Genomic DNA, 14,451 nt, shown 5'->3' on the forward strand with positions numbered 1-14,451 from the left:
TCGCAACTCTCGCACCATCGGCGCTCCGCCGATCGAATCTGACATTCCAGCACCAGCGCAGCAATCTGACACATAGCGTCGTGGCTAGGCTGTTGCGGCCGTCGCCTGAGCCGGGACCCGTTTTCGAGGGGCCGGACGGCGTCGATCGCGGCGTTTCGAAACGACTTTGAGGGGAACGGCCGGCGCTGGAGACAGCGCGCCAAGCACAGCGTTGACCATGCCGTCAGCTACGAAATCGGCGCTGATGTCGGCGGCCAGAGCTTGCCTTTCTTGCCCGGCACCGCCCTGCTCCGCGTCCGACCAGAATACAATCCCAATTCTCAATCCTGCCTTGGCGCGTTTCAGTCGGCGGACCAGAAAGCGAGCATGCTTGAGGGAGTCCCGATTGAGGAACCCGACCACGATGGTGTCGATCGTCTCTAGTTCGAGACGACGAATACCTGCCGGCTCCATATCGACAAAACTTGCCTTCGCCACCGTTGCGCCTTGCACCTCCAGCACCTGAGCGAGCATGGCGGCAGCGGCGTCGTCAAGTTCCCCGCGACCGCCGGCACAAAGCACCGACATGTCCTTGCCATCGGGCAACTCGATCTCCTCATCTTCGGCGCCATCCAGTTCCTTGCTCGCGCTCCCTTCCGCGACGGCTGTCGGCTCATCTTCCTCACTTGCTTCTTCCTGTGCATCGTCGGCAAGATTTGCCACAAGAATTTGGGCGCTCGCCGCCACCTGCCTTTGCTGCTGATCGCCCATCACGCCACGCATGCGGTCCTGCTCGCCCAAAAGGAGAGCAGGAATGGCGACCTTGTCGTAGAAATCGATCAGGTACTTCTCCTCGAGGATCTCCTCGGCATGGTCCGTGGCTTCGTCGGGATCGCCGGCCAGGAGCCGCTGATAGAGCCGGGCGTGGGGTTCGAGGACGGGCTCGTTGCCAAACAGGACGTCGAGAAATTCGAACTGCGGAACGTGTCGGCCAAGCACCACAAGACAGACCGTCAGCGGTGTCGAAAGGACCAGGCCGAGCGGCCCCCACAGCCATGTCCAGAAGATCGCCGCGACGATGATAGCCAGAGGGGATAGTCCGGTACGCGAACCGTAGAGCCACGGTTCGACGACATTGCCGGTTACCAGTTCCATCACGATGAACAGTGCAGCGGTCCACAGCACCAGCGACCAGCCCGGTGCCACGGCCAAGGCGAGGAACAATGGCAGCAGCGCGCCTATCACGGGGCCGATATAGGGAACGAAGCGAAGCGCCAGTGCCAGCAAGCCCCACAGCAGCGCGTTGGGAATGCCGAGCACCCAAAGCCCGATCGCAATGGGTATCGCGTAGACGATGTTGACCACCAATTGCATGAGCAGATAGCGGCCCACCCGCTTGCCGGCGTCCTGCAATGCTTCTGTCGTGCGGTGGAGATCCCCGTAGCCGACCAGGCGGATAAACCGGTCGCGCAGATCCTCGCGCTCGAGCAACATGAAGATAACCACGATGATGATCAGGCCAGCCGATGCCAACGGGCTGATCAACGGTCCGATGATGTTCTGCAAGACCTCGAGCGGTCGCTCTCGGGCGACGATCTCGACGGGAACAGGTTCGCGGCGAGGCTTGTCCGCCACAGGCGGCGTCACCTCCTGCTTGTCGATCTCCTGACCGACACGCTCGATCACGCTGCTTAGCCTGGCAATGATGCCGCCACCAACGCCCGTCTCCTTTAGGGAACGCACCTTGGTCAGAATGTTTGTCTGGTAGGCTGAAATGTTCTGGGCAAGCTCGCTCACCTGGGTCGCAACAATGAAGCTGAACAAACCCAGGGCCGCGAATGCTCCAATGACGCTGAGAAGCACTGCGGGCAACCGAGGCAAGCCGACACGCTTCAGTGCGGAGACCATCGGCACCAGCGCAAATGTCAAAAGCAATGCAACGGCGATCGGGAGAAAAACCTCGCGACCGAAATACAAGGCAGCTACCGTCGTGACGACCGTCGCCACCGTGGGCAGAGCTGTGCGCGGATGGGCAGCCCCGGCCGCAATAATCCGTCCTAGCCCTCGCTCGGACGATGGGATGTCGTTTCGACGATTGGCAGCCACCTGATTCCCCCCGTTGCCTAACGATAGTTAGACCCATTCGGCGGCCGGGCAATGTTAGCAGGGTCGAATACATGCGTTTTGCGGCTTGCAGGCTCCAGATTTCCCGCCTCACGCTCGCTCAACCGTGAAACCGAGCTCGGGAACCTCCCGACTGTGAGTATGTCGATCTGCGTCCCCACTCCGCTTCGGGTCACGAATATGCTCAAAGAGGTGTCATGTGGGCCAGTTCCTCGGCCTGGCTGCTGATGTTTGGGTCGGTGTCCTTGCGGCACCTCATCCTTTCAAAACGGATGCACAACCCAACGACGCAGGCTATGTTGCCCCGCCGGGCCTACGTCATCGAAGGAGAGGGCATGACATGCAGGCAATGCCGATAGCGCATCAAGCCGCGCAATCCGAGGTCAGGCCCATATCCTCCTTGACCGGCTATCCCGCCGCCGTCCTGTGCTGGCTGCTTTCGGCTGGTGTCTATATCGCGGCCAAATGGGTGGCGCCTGAAATGCCGCCCTGGGGCCTCTGCTTCTGGCGGCTGACGCTTGCTTGCGCCATCCTGCTGCCGATTGTGCACCGTCATCACGACGCGATGATCGGGCTTTTGCGCACTCGCGCCGCAGAGGTCATCGCCGTGGGGGCGATCGGTCTCACACTGTGCCAGGGTATGATCTACCATGGCCTCAATCACACTGATGCCACCACTGCCGGTATCATCATGGCGCTGTCGCCTGTCATGACGATGGTGCTCGCCCGTTTCGTGCTCGGCGAGCCGCTCGGGCTGTGGAAGTCGCTTGGCGCGCTGGTTGCGCTCGCCGGGATGATTTTCATCGTTGCCCACGGGAACCTGACGGCGCTGCTGCAACTCAAGTTCAACGCTGGTGAGCTGTGGATCGTCGGCAGCGCGTTCTGCTGGGGCCTGTACACCGTGCTTTTGCGCCGTGCCAAATTCGGCATCGAACTCCTGCCGATGGTCGTGCTGCTGCTCGGCGCCGGTGCGCTGGTCGCGTTGCCATTCCATTTGTGGGAATTGTTCAACGACGAACGCTCCGCCATGAACGTCGACAGCATTCTCGCGCTCGCCTATCTGGCAGGTCCCGGCGGCGCCTTGATGTACTACCTCTACAACAAAAGCGTGGAAACGCTCGGCGCGAGCCGGGCGAGCATGCTGCTTTACCTGCAGACGGTGTTCGTCGCTATGCTCGCCTATCTTCTGCTCGGCGAAAAGTTGCACGATTACGACCTGGTCGGTGCGGCCTTCATCGTCGCCGGCATCGTACTTGCCACCGTGATCAAGCCAAGGCCAGCTTAATCACCAAACCGACAACGCAACTTCGACAAGCGATTTGACCCGCCATGCTCCTGCCGCGTGCGATGTTGCGATGTTCGTCCGCAGTCGTCCCGCAGGCGCTGAACCGCGCTGATCGCAAGGTCGGTGGTTATCGCGCGATTGCCTCGTCGCAGAATTTTCGTCCCACTATGTCAAACTTTATTGCTGGCAACGGTCCCTCGCCAGATAATCCCATTGCTTGGCGGGGGTGGGGTAGCCGGCGGCCTGCGCGCTTCTTCCGTGTAGGGAGAAGGCGCGGGTTCGCGGTTTGAGTTTGGTCGAGACCCTTTTGTTACTTGAAGAACTGATTTCGGCGGTCCCATAAATTCGTGATTGGCCACATTGCGCGGGAGGCGGTGCGAAATGGATGATGTAACATTCAACGCCTGGGTTTGCCCCTGTGTTGAAGTGATCGAGGCCTGCGGCGAATGGTTCGTCCGCGTGGTCGAGGATGACCAGGAGCTGACCCGATCATTCGATCTGGAATCGTTCGCACTGGCCTATGCGGAAGGTCAGCGAATACGGTTGGGGCTTGCGGACTTCAAGCGATTGTAGACCCTAGTAGCCTTTGCATGCTCGGCCCTTAGGCAGCCCAAGTGCGCGTGGTCTAGCGGGCGAGCTTGATGTCTGCGTTCGCCATCTCGTCCTTGAAGCTAACTTTCGTGCCCTTCTGCACCATCGAGGCGAGGTCTTCGGCATCCCAGTTGGTCAGCCTGATGCAGCCATGCGAGAAGGTCGTGCCGATCTTGCCGGGTTCGGGCGTGCCGTGAATGCCGTAGCTTTCGATAGAGAGGTCGATCCAGACCGATCCAACGGGGTTGTTCGGCCCAGCAGCGATGGTGAAAGGCCGCTTGGTCTTTACTCCCTTGAAGGCGAAGTCCGGATCATAGTGGTATGTGGGATTGCGTACGACACGTTTGATCTCTGCCTGACCGCTTGGCGCCGGCTTCTCGTTGCTCCCGATCGAGGCGGGGTAGACTGCGAGCCATTTGCCAGAGGCGTCAAGCACGCGCACCAGGCGAGCGCCCTTGTCGACCTCGACACCAGCAACAGCGGCGGGAGAATCGCCTCGGCCAACATCTGGGACCACCAACATCGTGCCGGCCTTCTTGAAGCCGACGCCCGGATTGAGCTTTCTGAGCAACTGTTCGCTGATATGGAAGCGCTCGGCAATCTTCTCTGCCGCGTTGTGATAGCCAAGCCTCGACAGACGGGCCATCCTCTCCAGGCGAGCCGGAATGCGCTTGGTGAAAGGTCCGCGCACATCCTTGGGTGTCAGTTCGTAGGCCACCAGAACGGGACTGGCGGAGGTTGCCATCAGTTTGTCCCAGGTTTCCCGAGTGAGCTTGCCATCTGATGGGAATCCGTTCGCGGCCTGAAAGGCCCCAACCGCTTTGGCGAGGTTCTCTGAAAGGCGGCCGTCGATCATGCCCGGCGAGTATCGGGCGCGATCCAGAAGAATCTGGGCTTTCAGTACAGCTGGATTGACGCCTTTGGGTGGACTGACGACGAATTGGGCCTGATTGACGGCGGTTTGATCCAGCTTGGCCGCCTCTGCCCCGCCGCAAGCGAGGACGAGCGCCACGGCGAAAAGGAGGAGCCTAAACATCGAGTCAACTCCGGAGTTGCACAGGACCTCCCTTATGACGCGGAACGGCCTTTGTGGTTCCGTTCGCCGACAGCTGATTCATCGGCAGATCTTATGGAAGGCTCGCCACGTCGATGTGGCGAGCCTTTGCAGTGCGACGTGCACTGTTCACGTCAGGATAAGCACGATCTTCAGCGTGTCCGGATCGACGATGACGATCCGACCGTCGGCCAACACGAAATACTCATAGGTTTCGTAGGCGGGTACAATCTTGACGATACGCGCCGGCAGACGATGCAGCCGAATCTTGTGCCGGGGAATCTCAACGCCGACCGAAATGTCGAAATCGACATTGGACACCGGCTCGATCCTGGTCTGCTTGATGACTTGGGTGATCTGGGTTTTCTGTTCAACCGTCACGTTGGTAATCGAAGCAGTCGACCCCTGATCCGTCTGTGTCGGGGTCTTGCCTTGAGCCTGCTCGTCGGTCTGGACCTTTGGCTTGCCCTGAGCCTGCTGATCGGTGGTCGCACCAGCCTTGCCCTGGGCCTGCTCGTCGGTCTTGAGCTTGGTCTTGCCCTGGGCCTGCTCATCCGTCTGGACCTTGGGCTTACCCTGGGCCTGCTGATCGGTAGTCTCACTTGCCTTACCCTGAGCCTGCCCGCCCATCTTCATCTTCGAGCCTTTTTGACAGTCGGCCGTGCCGGCCGCGCAATTGGCGTCGGCGCCGGGTTTGGTCTCGGCTGGTTGCGTCTGCGCTGCCGCTGCCCCACAGCCAACGCCGAGCGCCAGCACGCTGGTGATCAGAATATGTTTCATAAGGAAGTCTCCTCGAAAGGTGTCAGTCCCTTCATTGGGTAAATCTCAACCGAAAAGCTTTGTTCCAAGGAGAATTGGCAAAACCGACAAGCGGAAATTTGAAGGAACAAGCCCCATCCGATGGCGTTTACGACCAGGAGACCCGGCTGCGAAACGCGCAGCGCAAGGGCTCGCTCACAGTGGAGACGATCATGAGAATGCATCTTACCACCGCCGCGGCAGGACTTTTGCTACTCGCCGACGTTGGCGCTGCAGCCGCTCAGGATGTGATCATCCAGCCTGAGCAGGAAACGGTAATCAAGGAGTATGTGCACAAACAGCCGCTGGCTTCCATTAAGATTCCCGGCGTGGAACTCAATGTAGGTACGGCTCTGCCCGATACCGTCGAACTTCACGAAGTTCCCAACGTCAAATACCGCTACGTCGTGGTCGACAACCAGACAGTGGTGGTTGATCCTGGCACACGCAAGATCGTGAAGATTATTCAGTGATCCAAGTTCGTCCTAGCCCGCCGCTTTCCGGAGTGGCGGGCATTTGCCGGTGCCAAGTCGGCCGGTTGAGCTAACCCCGGCCTAATTGATTGGCTGGGGCCGGCGTGGGCGATCGAGATGCTCTCGATGAGACCCTTTTTGGCGGAACGGCCTGCCAGGCAACGGGACATTGGACGGTCGGTCGGAAATAGCGTCCGCATCGGCGCAGCCGGTTACGATTACGGCTGGCCAATCCGAGCGAAGATTGCGCGCAAATCGGATGACATCGACCCCGAGGGGTATCCAGGAATGGGGTCTACCGCCATCTAGGTCTGCCTTCCGGAATCGAGTTGCACCCCAAGTCGCTCTTTCCTTCTCCACCGCACCACGGCGCGATAGCTAGTATGATCTACAGGGACGTGAAGCACGAAACGGTCGGGAATTGCGATGTCGGCCTTCACCCGCAACTCCGCACCGTGAGCGTGCTGGTTACAAACCAGACAATTGATGCTGACGTCGCCGGAGTCGATTGTCGCTTCCTTCAGAACAAGGTCACGGATATGCGACCGTCGCTCTATTGGTGGGTCAGTCGGCACTGCCTTATTCCTCTGATTTGACGAACCGAAACCTTTCGTTCCGGAACGCGGGATGGAAGGAAACTACCGGCCCAGCGGCTGCCTCGAAAGACTGACTAGCTCGGCTTCGTCGACCACGCCGGCCATATAGTTCGCAATAATCCGGGATGCGAGAGCCTCGCGTGCTTCTGGCGATTGACCGTCGAGCTTGAGCTGCTGGAATACACGCCCCAACAGCTCGAGTTCGGATGGCTGCAGAATGCCAGCCTCCGTGGCTTTGTGTCGAATAGGCAATTGTTATCCTCCACCGCGGTCAACGAACATACGACCGTGGCCAGGAAACTCAACTCCACTGTTGAGGGCGCCGCCCAGGCGCGCAAATGCCGTTTCGGACGTGCGAAGCTCTCACCCAGCGGCCTGTGCCGCGCTCGCCATCTTCATGGCGGATTGCCGGCCTGCTCCCGCAGCCAGGCGCAGAAATGCCTCGGAGCCATGCGGCGGTCGTCGGCGCGCATCAGCGCAAAGTGCCAGGCGGGACCGCTCAGCACGTGACGGAAGGGGGCGACCAGAAGGCCCTGGGTCAACAGAGAACCGAACAGGGTGGGCGACAGCAGCGCCACACCACCACCTGCCAATGCGGCATTGGCGTTAAGTTCATGGGTCGGGAAATCGACTGCGGCGAACCGTATGGCCGACGGGATTTCGACGTGCGCCATGGTGAACCATTGTTCCCAGTCGGGATGCGGCAAGAGCTCGAAATCGACCAGTTCCGCAGGAACGGCAAGCGAATGCGCTCCGAGCAGGGACGGCGCCAGCATTGGCGTCACGTCCACCGGGATGAGCCGGTGTTCTTCAAGGCCGGTCCACCCACCGCGACCCGTTCTGATGATGACGTCAAATGCGTTGGGATCGCGTATATCCGTCGAGACATCTAGCTCGATGCCGGCCGGTCCTGACTCGGGATAGTGCGGTAGACGCGGTGCGAGCCAGCGTGATGCGAACGTGGGTGGTGCGGTGACCTTTAGTGGAGGCGTCGCCGCCTGAAATCGGTCGACCGCCTCTGCTATCCCGGCGAGTGATTCCCGAACCTGGCTTGCCAGCGCGGCGGCGGCAGGTGTCGGCACGACGCGCCCATGAACGCGTACAAAAAGCGGCTGCCCAAGCTCGGCCTCCAGCGAGCGGATACGCAGGCTAACAGCCGCCGGCGTCAGGAAAAGCCGTTCGGCCGCCCGCGCAAAGCTGGCGGTCGCAACGCATACCTCGAGAATGCGCAAGGATTCGAGCGAGGGCCGCATGATTAGTTTTCCTTGTGACAGCGACAAGAAGAGCGCGTTTTTTGAGCAACGCGCACTGGTGTAGATGCCGGCCTCGAAACTAGGAGGCATTTGATGTCGCTGCAATCAAGACACTTGTTTACCCTCTCCATGACGCTTCACCCCGTCATGGATCTTGGGCACACGCCAGCAGGCGGCCGACGTATTTTCGCGGTCTCGGGCGGAAACTTCGAGGGCGAGCGCATTAGCGGGACAGTGTCGCCGCTCATCGGGTCCGATCTGCTTCTCAGCCGGGCGGACGGCACATTCCAACAGGATGTCCGGCTGCTCCTCGTCGCCGACGATGGCGGCTTGATCATCATGACCTATCGCGGCGTCAGGCGCGCGTCTCAGGCCATCGACGAACGCCTGGCACGCGGAGAGTTGGTCGATGCATCCGAATACTATCTACGCACAACGCCATATTTCGAGACCGCTGCGCCGGCCCATGCCTGGCTCAACAGCATTGTATCGGTCGCCAGCGGTGGCCGGACGGCAAGCGGTGTCGAATATGAGGTCTTTGAAATCCTCTGACGTGACAGCGCGGCTACCCAATACGCATCGCTTGGAGCGAGCATGGCAGATGATGCTTCGCTGGTTTTGGCTGCAAATGCAGAGGCGCCAAAGCTCGCGCATGCTGCGCGAGCTGACAGACGAGCAACTCAGCGACATCGGCCAGCGCCGCAGCTCCATCGGGAAAGTCTCGCCACGCCCAACAGACCGCCTTGATGAACGCTAGCCAGGCCATGTCACTCCGGTCGCTGAGCGGCGCAATCGGCAAGGCCGCGATCCCATCCTCGCCAGCCGTGCGGTACCTTCATCCCGCGGCCTGCGCCGACCTGCGCCGCGCGTCGCTCACCGTCAGCCATACAGCGGAGACCAGGAAGTAGAAGGCGCCGAAGGCGGCATAGGGCGCGACATTGGTGATGTCGATAATCGCCGCACCGCCCGCCATCTTCACAAAGAAAATCCCGGCCAGCGCCGACTGGGCGCCGCTCAGCACCATTGCCCACTGCGCGCCGGACTTCCAGCGCCGGATGGCGGTGGCGAGCTGGAAAAGGCCCGACAGGACCGCCCAGACGCCGAACACCGCGAGCACCGCATTCATGGACTTGCCGAGCGCAATGGCGACCGCGACCGTGGTGACGATGCTGATGATGAAGTTAAGCAGCTGCGTCTTGTTGCGGTTCAGGCCGCCGCTGCGCCGGGCGTCGACGAAGTTGGCCAGCGCATCCCAGGCGGGATAGGCGACCAGCATGATGGCTGCCAGGGACGGCATTGCCCTGGCGACCGTGAACGCCAGCAGCACCCAGGCGGCCGCCACGGCAAAGCGTGTGAAATAGTAGCTCTTGAGCCAGGTGGATTGGTTGGTTTCATTCGTGTTGGCAAGCATTCTGATTTTCCTTTCTCGTGGTTGATTGGGTATACCTACTAGAAGGTAGGCATCGCGGGCACGTTGCGGGAATCGGCAGACGGCTCGCCCTCTGTCGCCAGATTTCCTGTTAGTGAACCTTCGCCGATAGACGTTGCACGGTTGGCGTCAGGATGGTGTCAAATATGGCAGGGGTGCCATAGGCACGCGCCGACAGCATCGCGCCATGGACAGTCGCCATGAACGTCTCAGCCTCCAGCTCGGCAGAGCCGGCGAATTTGAGCACCCCCTGTTCGGCGCCCCGCTGCATGACCTTGGTCAGCCAGGACGACAGGAACCTGAAGTAGGCCCGCACCTCGACGGCAATTTCCGGCGGCAGTGCCGGGAGTTCGCTGGCAAGCAGCGCGCAGACGCAAAACGGGACGCTCGCATCTTCAATGCATTTTGCCCAGTAGCCGGCATAGGTTTGAAGCAGCGCAAGCGGGTCAGGGAATTTGCTTTCCAGTTCTGCCATGCCGGCCTCGGTACGCTCGCGATGGCGGGCCACAAGCGTGCGAACGAGGTCGACCTTGCTGGGGAAATGATGGTGGATGCTCGCCTTGCGGATTCCCACTTCGCCGGCGATATCGGCGTAGCTGAATCCGTTGTAGCCGCCCGCCACGATGAAGTTTCGCGCCGACGCCAGAATCTGATCGGAGGTCATCACAAGATTGCTCATGGTGGCTATCTACCTACTAGTAGGGTTGTTGTCAACCCTGGATTTCTGGGCGAGGCGCCAAGGCCAGAGGCTGGCAATCCACCCGGAAATGAAAAGCCCGCCGGCCGAGCCAGCGGGCGAGATAGGGCAGGAAACCTTGCGGCCATTCCGCAAGAACGGGACAAGCCGCAATACCTTTGCCGCCGGCTAGAACCAGCGGCGGTCGCGTTCCAGGGTTTGCCCGAGCAGCAGGCCGATCAACAGCCCGGCAATGCCACCAAGGACGAAAGCGCTGCTGATCGTGCCGGGATTCTGCTGGACGGTTTCGGACACCGTCTGCGCCTGCGACCTCAGCTGCTGCGCTGCCCGTGCCGCGCGCTCGGTCGCGCTGCCATACCAGCCGCCTGCCTCCTCGACGGCATCTTCGGCACGGTCGGCAAGTGTCCGGTTTATCTTGCTGATCTCGCGCTTCAGCGACGCAACTTGCTTCTCCAGGGCCTCCTGGGCTTCTCGGGTGGAAATCTTCGGGGTTTCGTTGTCGGCCATGGGCTGTTCCTTTCGTTGAGGTAAAGGGAACGGCGAACAGACAAGGATGGTTCCGCTGCCCGCGCTCACCGCCATTCGCCTGGCCGGCCGCTAACTTTTGATATTGAAACGCGCTTCGCGCGAGGCTTATAAAAATAGACGTTTCCCATTGCTCTTGAGGAGAATTGCGATGGATAACGTCCAGAGCAACAAAGTTGATCCACCCGCCATCGAAGTGGTCGAAGCCTGCGGCGAATGGTTCGTCCGCGTGGTCGAAGACGGCAAGGCAACCACAACGTCGTTCGAACTCGAGGCGTTCGCCCTGACCTTCGCCGAGGGCCAGCGAATGCGGCTGGGGTTGGAAAAGATCGCGCGGATTTAGCATTCGCTGCGAGTGCTTGATGGACTCGAAGACGGCAGCCCCGCCATTGGCGGCCGAGCCCCTGCAAAACGACAGCGACATGCTTTTTGGGAACAGTCTCCCGATCCAATGGTTGTGCCTGATGGAGGGCACGCAGTTGTCAAATCCATCGAGCCATTCTGAAACGCTGCGAGCGGTCTCGGACCTGCTCCACCGCGCCCGGATTGTCATCCGCGATAGCGGGCATGCCGTGGCGATGTTCGAAATAGACACGCTGCTGCAGGTCGCCCAGACAGAGGTTGCGCGCAGCCTCGAACGCAACGATCGCTGAACCTCCGCATGTCACTGCGAGCGGTGTTCATTTGCGGGCCGCGAAGGCTTTCATTCCCTTTTTGATGGACTTGCGGGCCGCCTTGGCGTCCTGCCAGCCTTTGAACCTGATCTCCTTGCCCGTTTCCGACACCGACGAGCGAAAGAACTGTTCGATCTCTCGCCTCAGATGCTCGGGCACGTGGTCCGCGGCGACCGGCTCGTCTTCTGCATCCTCCTTGCGTGGGCAAAAAATGTAGCGGTCATTGCGCAGGGTCGCGCCACCCTTGTCCTTCTGCTTGACCCGCAAGGCGCCCAGCAGGTCGCATTTGATGACGATGCCAGGGGCGGTCGCCTCTGATGGATGACCAGCCCGTCGAGGGGATCGCCATCCTCGCCGAGTGTCGAAGGGATAAAGCCCCAGTCGTAGGGATAGGTCATCCCGACCGGCATGGTCGGACATAAGCGAAGGCCTGGATGGCCGGGTCATAGGCCATTTTGGCGGCAGCGCCGCGCGGGGTCTCGATCACCACTCTGACTAGGCCTTTGGTCGTGGTCGGCAGTTTCAGATAGTCGGGCATCGGCGTGACTCTGTCGCGGGTTCGCTTCGAATGGAACTTCAAGACCAGAAGAATGTTCCGGAGGACAGGCCGCCACGGAGATCCCGGCTAAAGAGATTTCAGGATGACAAGAGCTGCTCTACATCTGCTCAAGGGCGTCGGCTATCTGATTTCGACCGCCAGTGTCGTCCTGCTGGCCATCGTGAGCTGGTCGAGCGCTTCACAAAATCCGCTGCTGGTCGCCTGCCTGCTCGGCGGCGCCGCGGCATCGATCGTCGGCATGTTCTGCCGCTGGCTCACCTACGAGATCGAAAAGCGCCAGGAGGACAAATAGACGCGACGCAAAGGGCCGCGCAAGGGCCGCCGAACCAACCCGCTGTTTTATCGATATCTCGGCGGAACCTGTCTCGGATGCCGGAGTTGACCTGAACTCCACCCCCAAAGAAAGGACAAGCAACAATGGCAACGACCAAGGCATCCTCCAAAGACCTCAGCAACCTGTTTCACGATACCCTCAAGGACATCTATTTCGCCGAAAAGAAGATCCTGGCGACACTGCCCAAAATGGCCAAGGCGGCGCAGAGCCGCGACCTGAAAGCAGCTTTCGAAAAGCATCGCGGCCAGACCGAAGAACACGTTGCCCGGCTGGAGAAAGTGTTCGCGGTCATCGGCAAGAAGCCAGTTGGCAAGACCTGTGCGGCGATCATGGGCATCACCGAGGAAGGCGCCGAGATCATGGACGAATACAAAGGCGCGGCAGCGCTCGATGCCGGCCTGCTGGCGGCAGCACAGGCCGTCGAGCACTACGAGATTTCGCGCTACGGCACCTTGCGCACCTGGGCCGCGGAACTCGGCTACAACGAGGCGGTGAACCTGCTCGAGCTGACGCTGAGTGAGGAAAAGGAAACCGATGCGGCGCTGACCCAACTCGCCGAGTCGGCGGTCAACGTCGCAGCCGAAGCCGCTTAAGCAAAGCAGCAGCGTCGACGGCGCTTCACAAGCATGTGCTCTTGAGCCTCGATGCTCACGCATCGGGGCTCTTCGCGCATCCAACCAGCGATCGGAATTCTTCCATGCAAATAATCCGGACTGAGGTCGACGACACGATCGGGCGCGGCGGCCAACCCGTTCGGCGCGTGGTGTTTTGCGGTGAAGGCGGCGAATGCGTCAGCGTCGACATGGCAAAGGCGCAAGCAGCCGAGAATGAGGGCGCCACCATCGAGCGGGCGAGAGCGGTGCTCGTGCAGACCGCGACCTTCGGTTTGGCGGCCAACGACTACGAGGCTGAAAGCAGCGGCAATTTCGACGAAGTCGCGGTGACCGCCGTCAATGACGAGAGCGGTGCGACCTACATTTTTGAGTATCGCGATGGAGACGGCGCCCGCCAGGTTCCGGCCTCGACGATGCCAAGCTTCGAAGCGGCGCGCCAAGAGGCCATCCGCTGTGCCGTCGACGTGCTGGCCGATCTGCAACCGGGCACCGACGATCTGTCGGGCTGGCTGGTGCGGGTGCTCGACGAGAACGGCGGCCTGCTCTGCTCGATCGACGTTTCCGAGGCGGAAGCAGCGCGCCAAGCCGAGGTTGCCGCGTTTTGAAGGCGGTGGGGATCCATGTAGTCGGGAGTTGAGGATGGCGGCGCGCGGCCTGGTTCATGGCCCTCTTGGAGAAACCTGCCTTCATCTGTGCGTCGACATGCAACGGCTGTTCGCGCCCGAAGGGCCTTGGGCAGTACCCTGGGCGGAAAAGGTGCTCCCGGCGATTGAAGAGCTTGCCGGCAAACACCCCCATCAAACCGTGTTTACCCGCTTCATCCCTGCCGAGAAGCCCGGCGATGGAACCGGCATGTGGGCGCATTATTATCGACGCTGGGCGGACGTCACCCTTGCCAATATCGATCGCAGGCTCGTGGATATCATGCCGCAGCTGGCGCGTTTCGTGCCGCCCGCGACCGTGCTCGACAAGCGGGTTTATTCACCATGGACGGGAGGTCGCCTGGACGCTGCGCTGGCGGGGCGGGATGTCGACACGCTCGTCATCACGGGCGCGGAGACGGACGTGTGTGTGCTTGCCACACTGCTGGGCGCGATTGATCGAGGCTTCCGCGCGATCGTGGTGACTGATGCCGTCTGCAGCTCGGCCGACCAGACCCATAATGCGCTAATGGAACTCTACCGATCGCGTTTTAGCGAGCAGGTCGAGGCCGTTGCCATGCAGGACGTCTTGGAAAACTGGCACTAAGACAGGACCACGAGCATGAGAGCCTTCTTCCGAAACAACGGACTGACCATTGCTTTGATCGCGGGGCCGACGAAGCCGCGCACCGATGCCGAACCGAACAAGGTGGAGGGCAACGCTCTGCGGGTGAACGACAACAGCGTCGAGGGTGAAGAGCCCGCCCCTTCGCCGGTCCCTGCTCGCAAGGAGTGAGCACGACGGGCGAGCCCGTAAGCTCGTCC

21 protein-coding genes and 1 pseudogene are annotated in these 14,451 nt (G+C 60.9%); 11 read left to right on the top strand and 11 right to left on the bottom strand.

The genetic code is table 11. The features are described 5' to 3' along the window. Window positions 1-84: 84 nt before the first annotated feature. Window positions 85-2,085 carry an AI-2E family transporter gene (locus ACYHH6_RS31870; RefSeq protein WP_352586196.1) on the bottom strand — a complete coding sequence of 667 codons (2,001 nt, stop codon included), beginning with the start codon at window positions 2,083-2,085 and terminating at the stop codon, window positions 85-87. Window positions 2,086-2,443: 358 nt separating this feature from the next. Between ACYHH6_RS31870 and ACYHH6_RS31875 the strand changes: the two genes are divergently transcribed. Both ACYHH6_RS31875 and ACYHH6_RS31880 read left to right on the top strand, forming a co-directional pair. Then, entirely contained in the window at window positions 2,444-3,388 is a 945-nt protein-coding gene (locus ACYHH6_RS31875) for a DMT family transporter (RefSeq protein ID WP_352586401.1), read from the top strand. Window positions 3,389-3,769: 381 nt separating this feature from the next. Next, complete coding sequence (locus tag ACYHH6_RS31880) at window positions 3,770-3,961, top strand: hypothetical protein (RefSeq protein WP_112559191.1); 192 nt, start codon at window positions 3,770-3,772, stop codon at window positions 3,959-3,961. Between the two features lie 52 nt (window positions 3,962-4,013). Here ACYHH6_RS31880 and ACYHH6_RS31885 read toward each other — a convergent pair whose 3' ends face one another. After that, window positions 4,014-5,015, bottom strand: coding sequence for a L,D-transpeptidase family protein (locus ACYHH6_RS31885; protein WP_435053305.1), 1,002 nt, complete (start codon window positions 5,013-5,015; stop codon window positions 4,014-4,016). Window positions 5,016-5,162: 147 nt separating this feature from the next. Next, window positions 5,163-5,813, bottom strand: coding sequence for a DUF1236 domain-containing protein (locus ACYHH6_RS31890; protein ID WP_352586194.1), 651 nt, complete (start codon window positions 5,811-5,813; stop codon window positions 5,163-5,165). Between the two features lie 191 nt (window positions 5,814-6,004). Here ACYHH6_RS31890 and ACYHH6_RS31895 point away from each other — a divergent pair, with 191 nt between their 5' ends. Continuing rightward, complete coding sequence (locus ACYHH6_RS31895) at window positions 6,005-6,304, top strand: DUF1236 domain-containing protein (protein WP_352586400.1); 300 nt, start codon at window positions 6,005-6,007, stop codon at window positions 6,302-6,304. Window positions 6,305-6,609: 305 nt separating this feature from the next. On the opposite strand, the gene ACYHH6_RS31900 is transcribed toward ACYHH6_RS31895, so the two are convergent. The 3 genes from ACYHH6_RS31900 to ACYHH6_RS31910 all read right to left on the bottom strand — a co-directional run bounded on the left by ACYHH6_RS31900 (window position 6,610) and on the right by ACYHH6_RS31910 (window position 8,153). After that, window positions 6,610-6,879, bottom strand: a complete 270-nt coding sequence (locus ACYHH6_RS31900; RefSeq protein ID WP_352586193.1) for a PilZ domain-containing protein — start codon at window positions 6,877-6,879, stop codon at window positions 6,610-6,612. Window positions 6,880-6,942: 63 nt separating this feature from the next. After that, window positions 6,943-7,152, bottom strand: a complete 210-nt coding sequence (locus ACYHH6_RS31905) for a hypothetical protein (protein ID WP_112559186.1) — start codon at window positions 7,150-7,152, stop codon at window positions 6,943-6,945. Between the two features lie 143 nt (window positions 7,153-7,295). After that, entirely contained in the window at window positions 7,296-8,153 is an 858-nt protein-coding gene (locus tag ACYHH6_RS31910) for a LysR family transcriptional regulator (RefSeq protein ID WP_352586192.1), read from the bottom strand. A gap of 93 nt (window positions 8,154-8,246) precedes the next feature. Here ACYHH6_RS31910 and ACYHH6_RS31915 point away from each other — a divergent pair, with 93 nt between their 5' ends. Beyond that, window positions 8,247-8,705 carry a DUF3237 domain-containing protein gene (locus ACYHH6_RS31915; protein WP_352586191.1) on the top strand — a complete coding sequence of 153 codons (459 nt, stop codon included), beginning with the start codon at window positions 8,247-8,249 and terminating at the stop codon, window positions 8,703-8,705. Between the two features lie 283 nt (window positions 8,706-8,988). Here ACYHH6_RS31915 and ACYHH6_RS31920 read toward each other — a convergent pair whose 3' ends face one another. The 3 genes from ACYHH6_RS31920 to ACYHH6_RS31930 form a co-directional block, all read right to left on the bottom strand. Beyond that, window positions 8,989-9,564: a DUF308 domain-containing protein gene (locus ACYHH6_RS31920; RefSeq protein WP_352586190.1), complete on the bottom strand. Its 576-nt coding sequence runs from the start codon at window positions 9,562-9,564 to the stop codon at window positions 8,989-8,991. A gap of 109 nt (window positions 9,565-9,673) precedes the next feature. Beyond that, entirely contained in the window at window positions 9,674-10,261 is a 588-nt protein-coding gene (locus ACYHH6_RS31925) for a TetR/AcrR family transcriptional regulator (protein WP_352586189.1), read from the bottom strand. Between the two features lie 186 nt (window positions 10,262-10,447). Continuing rightward, on the bottom strand, window positions 10,448-10,786 hold the full coding sequence (locus ACYHH6_RS31930) for a hypothetical protein (protein ID WP_112559180.1): 339 nt from the start codon (window positions 10,784-10,786) through the stop codon (window positions 10,448-10,450). Between the two features lie 169 nt (window positions 10,787-10,955). Here ACYHH6_RS31930 and ACYHH6_RS31935 point away from each other — a divergent pair, with 169 nt between their 5' ends. Further along, window positions 10,956-11,147 (top strand): hypothetical protein, encoded by a 192-nt coding sequence (locus tag ACYHH6_RS31935; protein ID WP_112559179.1) that lies wholly within the window; start codon window positions 10,956-10,958, stop codon window positions 11,145-11,147. Between the two features lie 19 nt (window positions 11,148-11,166). After that, window positions 11,167-11,457, top strand: a complete 291-nt coding sequence (locus tag ACYHH6_RS31940) for a hypothetical protein (protein ID WP_352586188.1) — start codon at window positions 11,167-11,169, stop codon at window positions 11,455-11,457. Window positions 11,458-11,484: 27 nt separating this feature from the next. Here the strand turns inward: ACYHH6_RS31940 and ACYHH6_RS31945 are convergent. Together ACYHH6_RS31945 and ACYHH6_RS31950 are read right to left on the bottom strand one after the other, a co-directional pair. Further along, window positions 11,485-11,888: pseudogene (locus tag ACYHH6_RS31945) on the bottom strand (inorganic diphosphatase). After that, window positions 11,873-12,016, bottom strand: a complete 144-nt coding sequence (locus ACYHH6_RS31950) for a hypothetical protein (RefSeq protein WP_352586187.1) — start codon at window positions 12,014-12,016, stop codon at window positions 11,873-11,875. The pseudogene ACYHH6_RS31945 and the gene ACYHH6_RS31950 overlap by 16 nt, the downstream one beginning before the upstream one ends. 103 nt (window positions 12,017-12,119) lie before the next feature. Between ACYHH6_RS31950 and ACYHH6_RS31955 the strand changes: the two genes are divergently transcribed. The 5 genes from ACYHH6_RS31955 to ACYHH6_RS31975 all read left to right on the top strand — a co-directional run bounded on the left by ACYHH6_RS31955 (window position 12,120) and on the right by ACYHH6_RS31975 (window position 14,422). Beyond that, window positions 12,120-12,329, top strand: coding sequence for a hypothetical protein (locus ACYHH6_RS31955; RefSeq protein ID WP_352586186.1), 210 nt, complete (start codon window positions 12,120-12,122; stop codon window positions 12,327-12,329). Between the two features lie 125 nt (window positions 12,330-12,454). Continuing rightward, window positions 12,455-12,964, top strand: coding sequence for a YciE/YciF ferroxidase family protein (locus ACYHH6_RS31960; RefSeq protein ID WP_352586185.1), 510 nt, complete (start codon window positions 12,455-12,457; stop codon window positions 12,962-12,964). Window positions 12,965-13,068: 104 nt separating this feature from the next. Beyond that, on the top strand, window positions 13,069-13,590 hold the full coding sequence (locus tag ACYHH6_RS31965) for a DUF6894 family protein (protein WP_352586184.1): 522 nt from the start codon (window positions 13,069-13,071) through the stop codon (window positions 13,588-13,590). Window positions 13,591-13,624: 34 nt separating this feature from the next. After that, complete coding sequence (locus ACYHH6_RS31970) at window positions 13,625-14,233, top strand: cysteine hydrolase family protein (protein WP_112559173.1); 609 nt, start codon at window positions 13,625-13,627, stop codon at window positions 14,231-14,233. Window positions 14,234-14,248: 15 nt separating this feature from the next. Beyond that, window positions 14,249-14,422, top strand: coding sequence for a hypothetical protein (locus tag ACYHH6_RS31975; RefSeq protein WP_352586183.1), 174 nt, complete (start codon window positions 14,249-14,251; stop codon window positions 14,420-14,422). The last annotated feature ends 29 nt before the right edge of the window (window positions 14,423-14,451 follow it).

This window comes from Mesorhizobium sp. P171375 (assembly GCF_057786075.1).

What these genes read in the sequence shown, in the direction of transcription:
- ACYHH6_RS31875 (WP_352586401.1), top strand. Translation starts at nt 2,444, where the DNA reads ATGCAGGCAATGCCGATAGCGCATCAAGCCGCGCAATCCGAGGTCAGG.
- ACYHH6_RS31880 (WP_112559191.1), top strand. Translation starts at nt 3,770, where the DNA reads ATGGATGATGTAACATTCAACGCCTGGGTTTGCCCCTGTGTTGAAGTG.
- ACYHH6_RS31885 (WP_435053305.1), bottom strand. Translation starts at nt 5,015, where the DNA reads ATGTTTAGGCTCCTCCTTTTCGCCGTGGCGCTCGTCCTCGCTTGCGGC.
- ACYHH6_RS31890 (WP_352586194.1), bottom strand. Translation starts at nt 5,813, where the DNA reads ATGAAACATATTCTGATCACCAGCGTGCTGGCGCTCGGCGTTGGCTGT.
- ACYHH6_RS31895 (WP_352586400.1), top strand. Translation starts at nt 6,005, where the DNA reads ATGAGAATGCATCTTACCACCGCCGCGGCAGGACTTTTGCTACTCGCC.
- ACYHH6_RS31910 (WP_352586192.1), bottom strand. Translation starts at nt 8,153, where the DNA reads ATGCGGCCCTCGCTCGAATCCTTGCGCATTCTCGAGGTATGCGTTGCG.
- ACYHH6_RS31915 (WP_352586191.1), top strand. Translation starts at nt 8,247, where the DNA reads ATGTCGCTGCAATCAAGACACTTGTTTACCCTCTCCATGACGCTTCAC.
- ACYHH6_RS31920 (WP_352586190.1), bottom strand. Translation starts at nt 9,564, where the DNA reads ATGCTTGCCAACACGAATGAAACCAACCAATCCACCTGGCTCAAGAGC.
- ACYHH6_RS31925 (WP_352586189.1), bottom strand. Translation starts at nt 10,261, where the DNA reads ATGAGCAATCTTGTGATGACCTCCGATCAGATTCTGGCGTCGGCGCGA.
- ACYHH6_RS31930 (WP_112559180.1), bottom strand. Translation starts at nt 10,786, where the DNA reads ATGGCCGACAACGAAACCCCGAAGATTTCCACCCGAGAAGCCCAGGAG.
- ACYHH6_RS31935 (WP_112559179.1), top strand. Translation starts at nt 10,956, where the DNA reads ATGGATAACGTCCAGAGCAACAAAGTTGATCCACCCGCCATCGAAGTG.
- ACYHH6_RS31940 (WP_352586188.1), top strand. Translation starts at nt 11,167, where the DNA reads ATGGACTCGAAGACGGCAGCCCCGCCATTGGCGGCCGAGCCCCTGCAA.
- ACYHH6_RS31950 (WP_352586187.1), bottom strand. Translation starts at nt 12,016, where the DNA reads ATGCCCGACTATCTGAAACTGCCGACCACGACCAAAGGCCTAGTCAGA.
- ACYHH6_RS31955 (WP_352586186.1), top strand. Translation starts at nt 12,120, where the DNA reads ATGACAAGAGCTGCTCTACATCTGCTCAAGGGCGTCGGCTATCTGATT.
- ACYHH6_RS31960 (WP_352586185.1), top strand. Translation starts at nt 12,455, where the DNA reads ATGGCAACGACCAAGGCATCCTCCAAAGACCTCAGCAACCTGTTTCAC.
- ACYHH6_RS31965 (WP_352586184.1), top strand. Translation starts at nt 13,069, where the DNA reads ATGCAAATAATCCGGACTGAGGTCGACGACACGATCGGGCGCGGCGGC.
- ACYHH6_RS31970 (WP_112559173.1), top strand. Translation starts at nt 13,625, where the DNA reads ATGGCGGCGCGCGGCCTGGTTCATGGCCCTCTTGGAGAAACCTGCCTT.
- ACYHH6_RS31975 (WP_352586183.1), top strand. Translation starts at nt 14,249, where the DNA reads ATGAGAGCCTTCTTCCGAAACAACGGACTGACCATTGCTTTGATCGCG.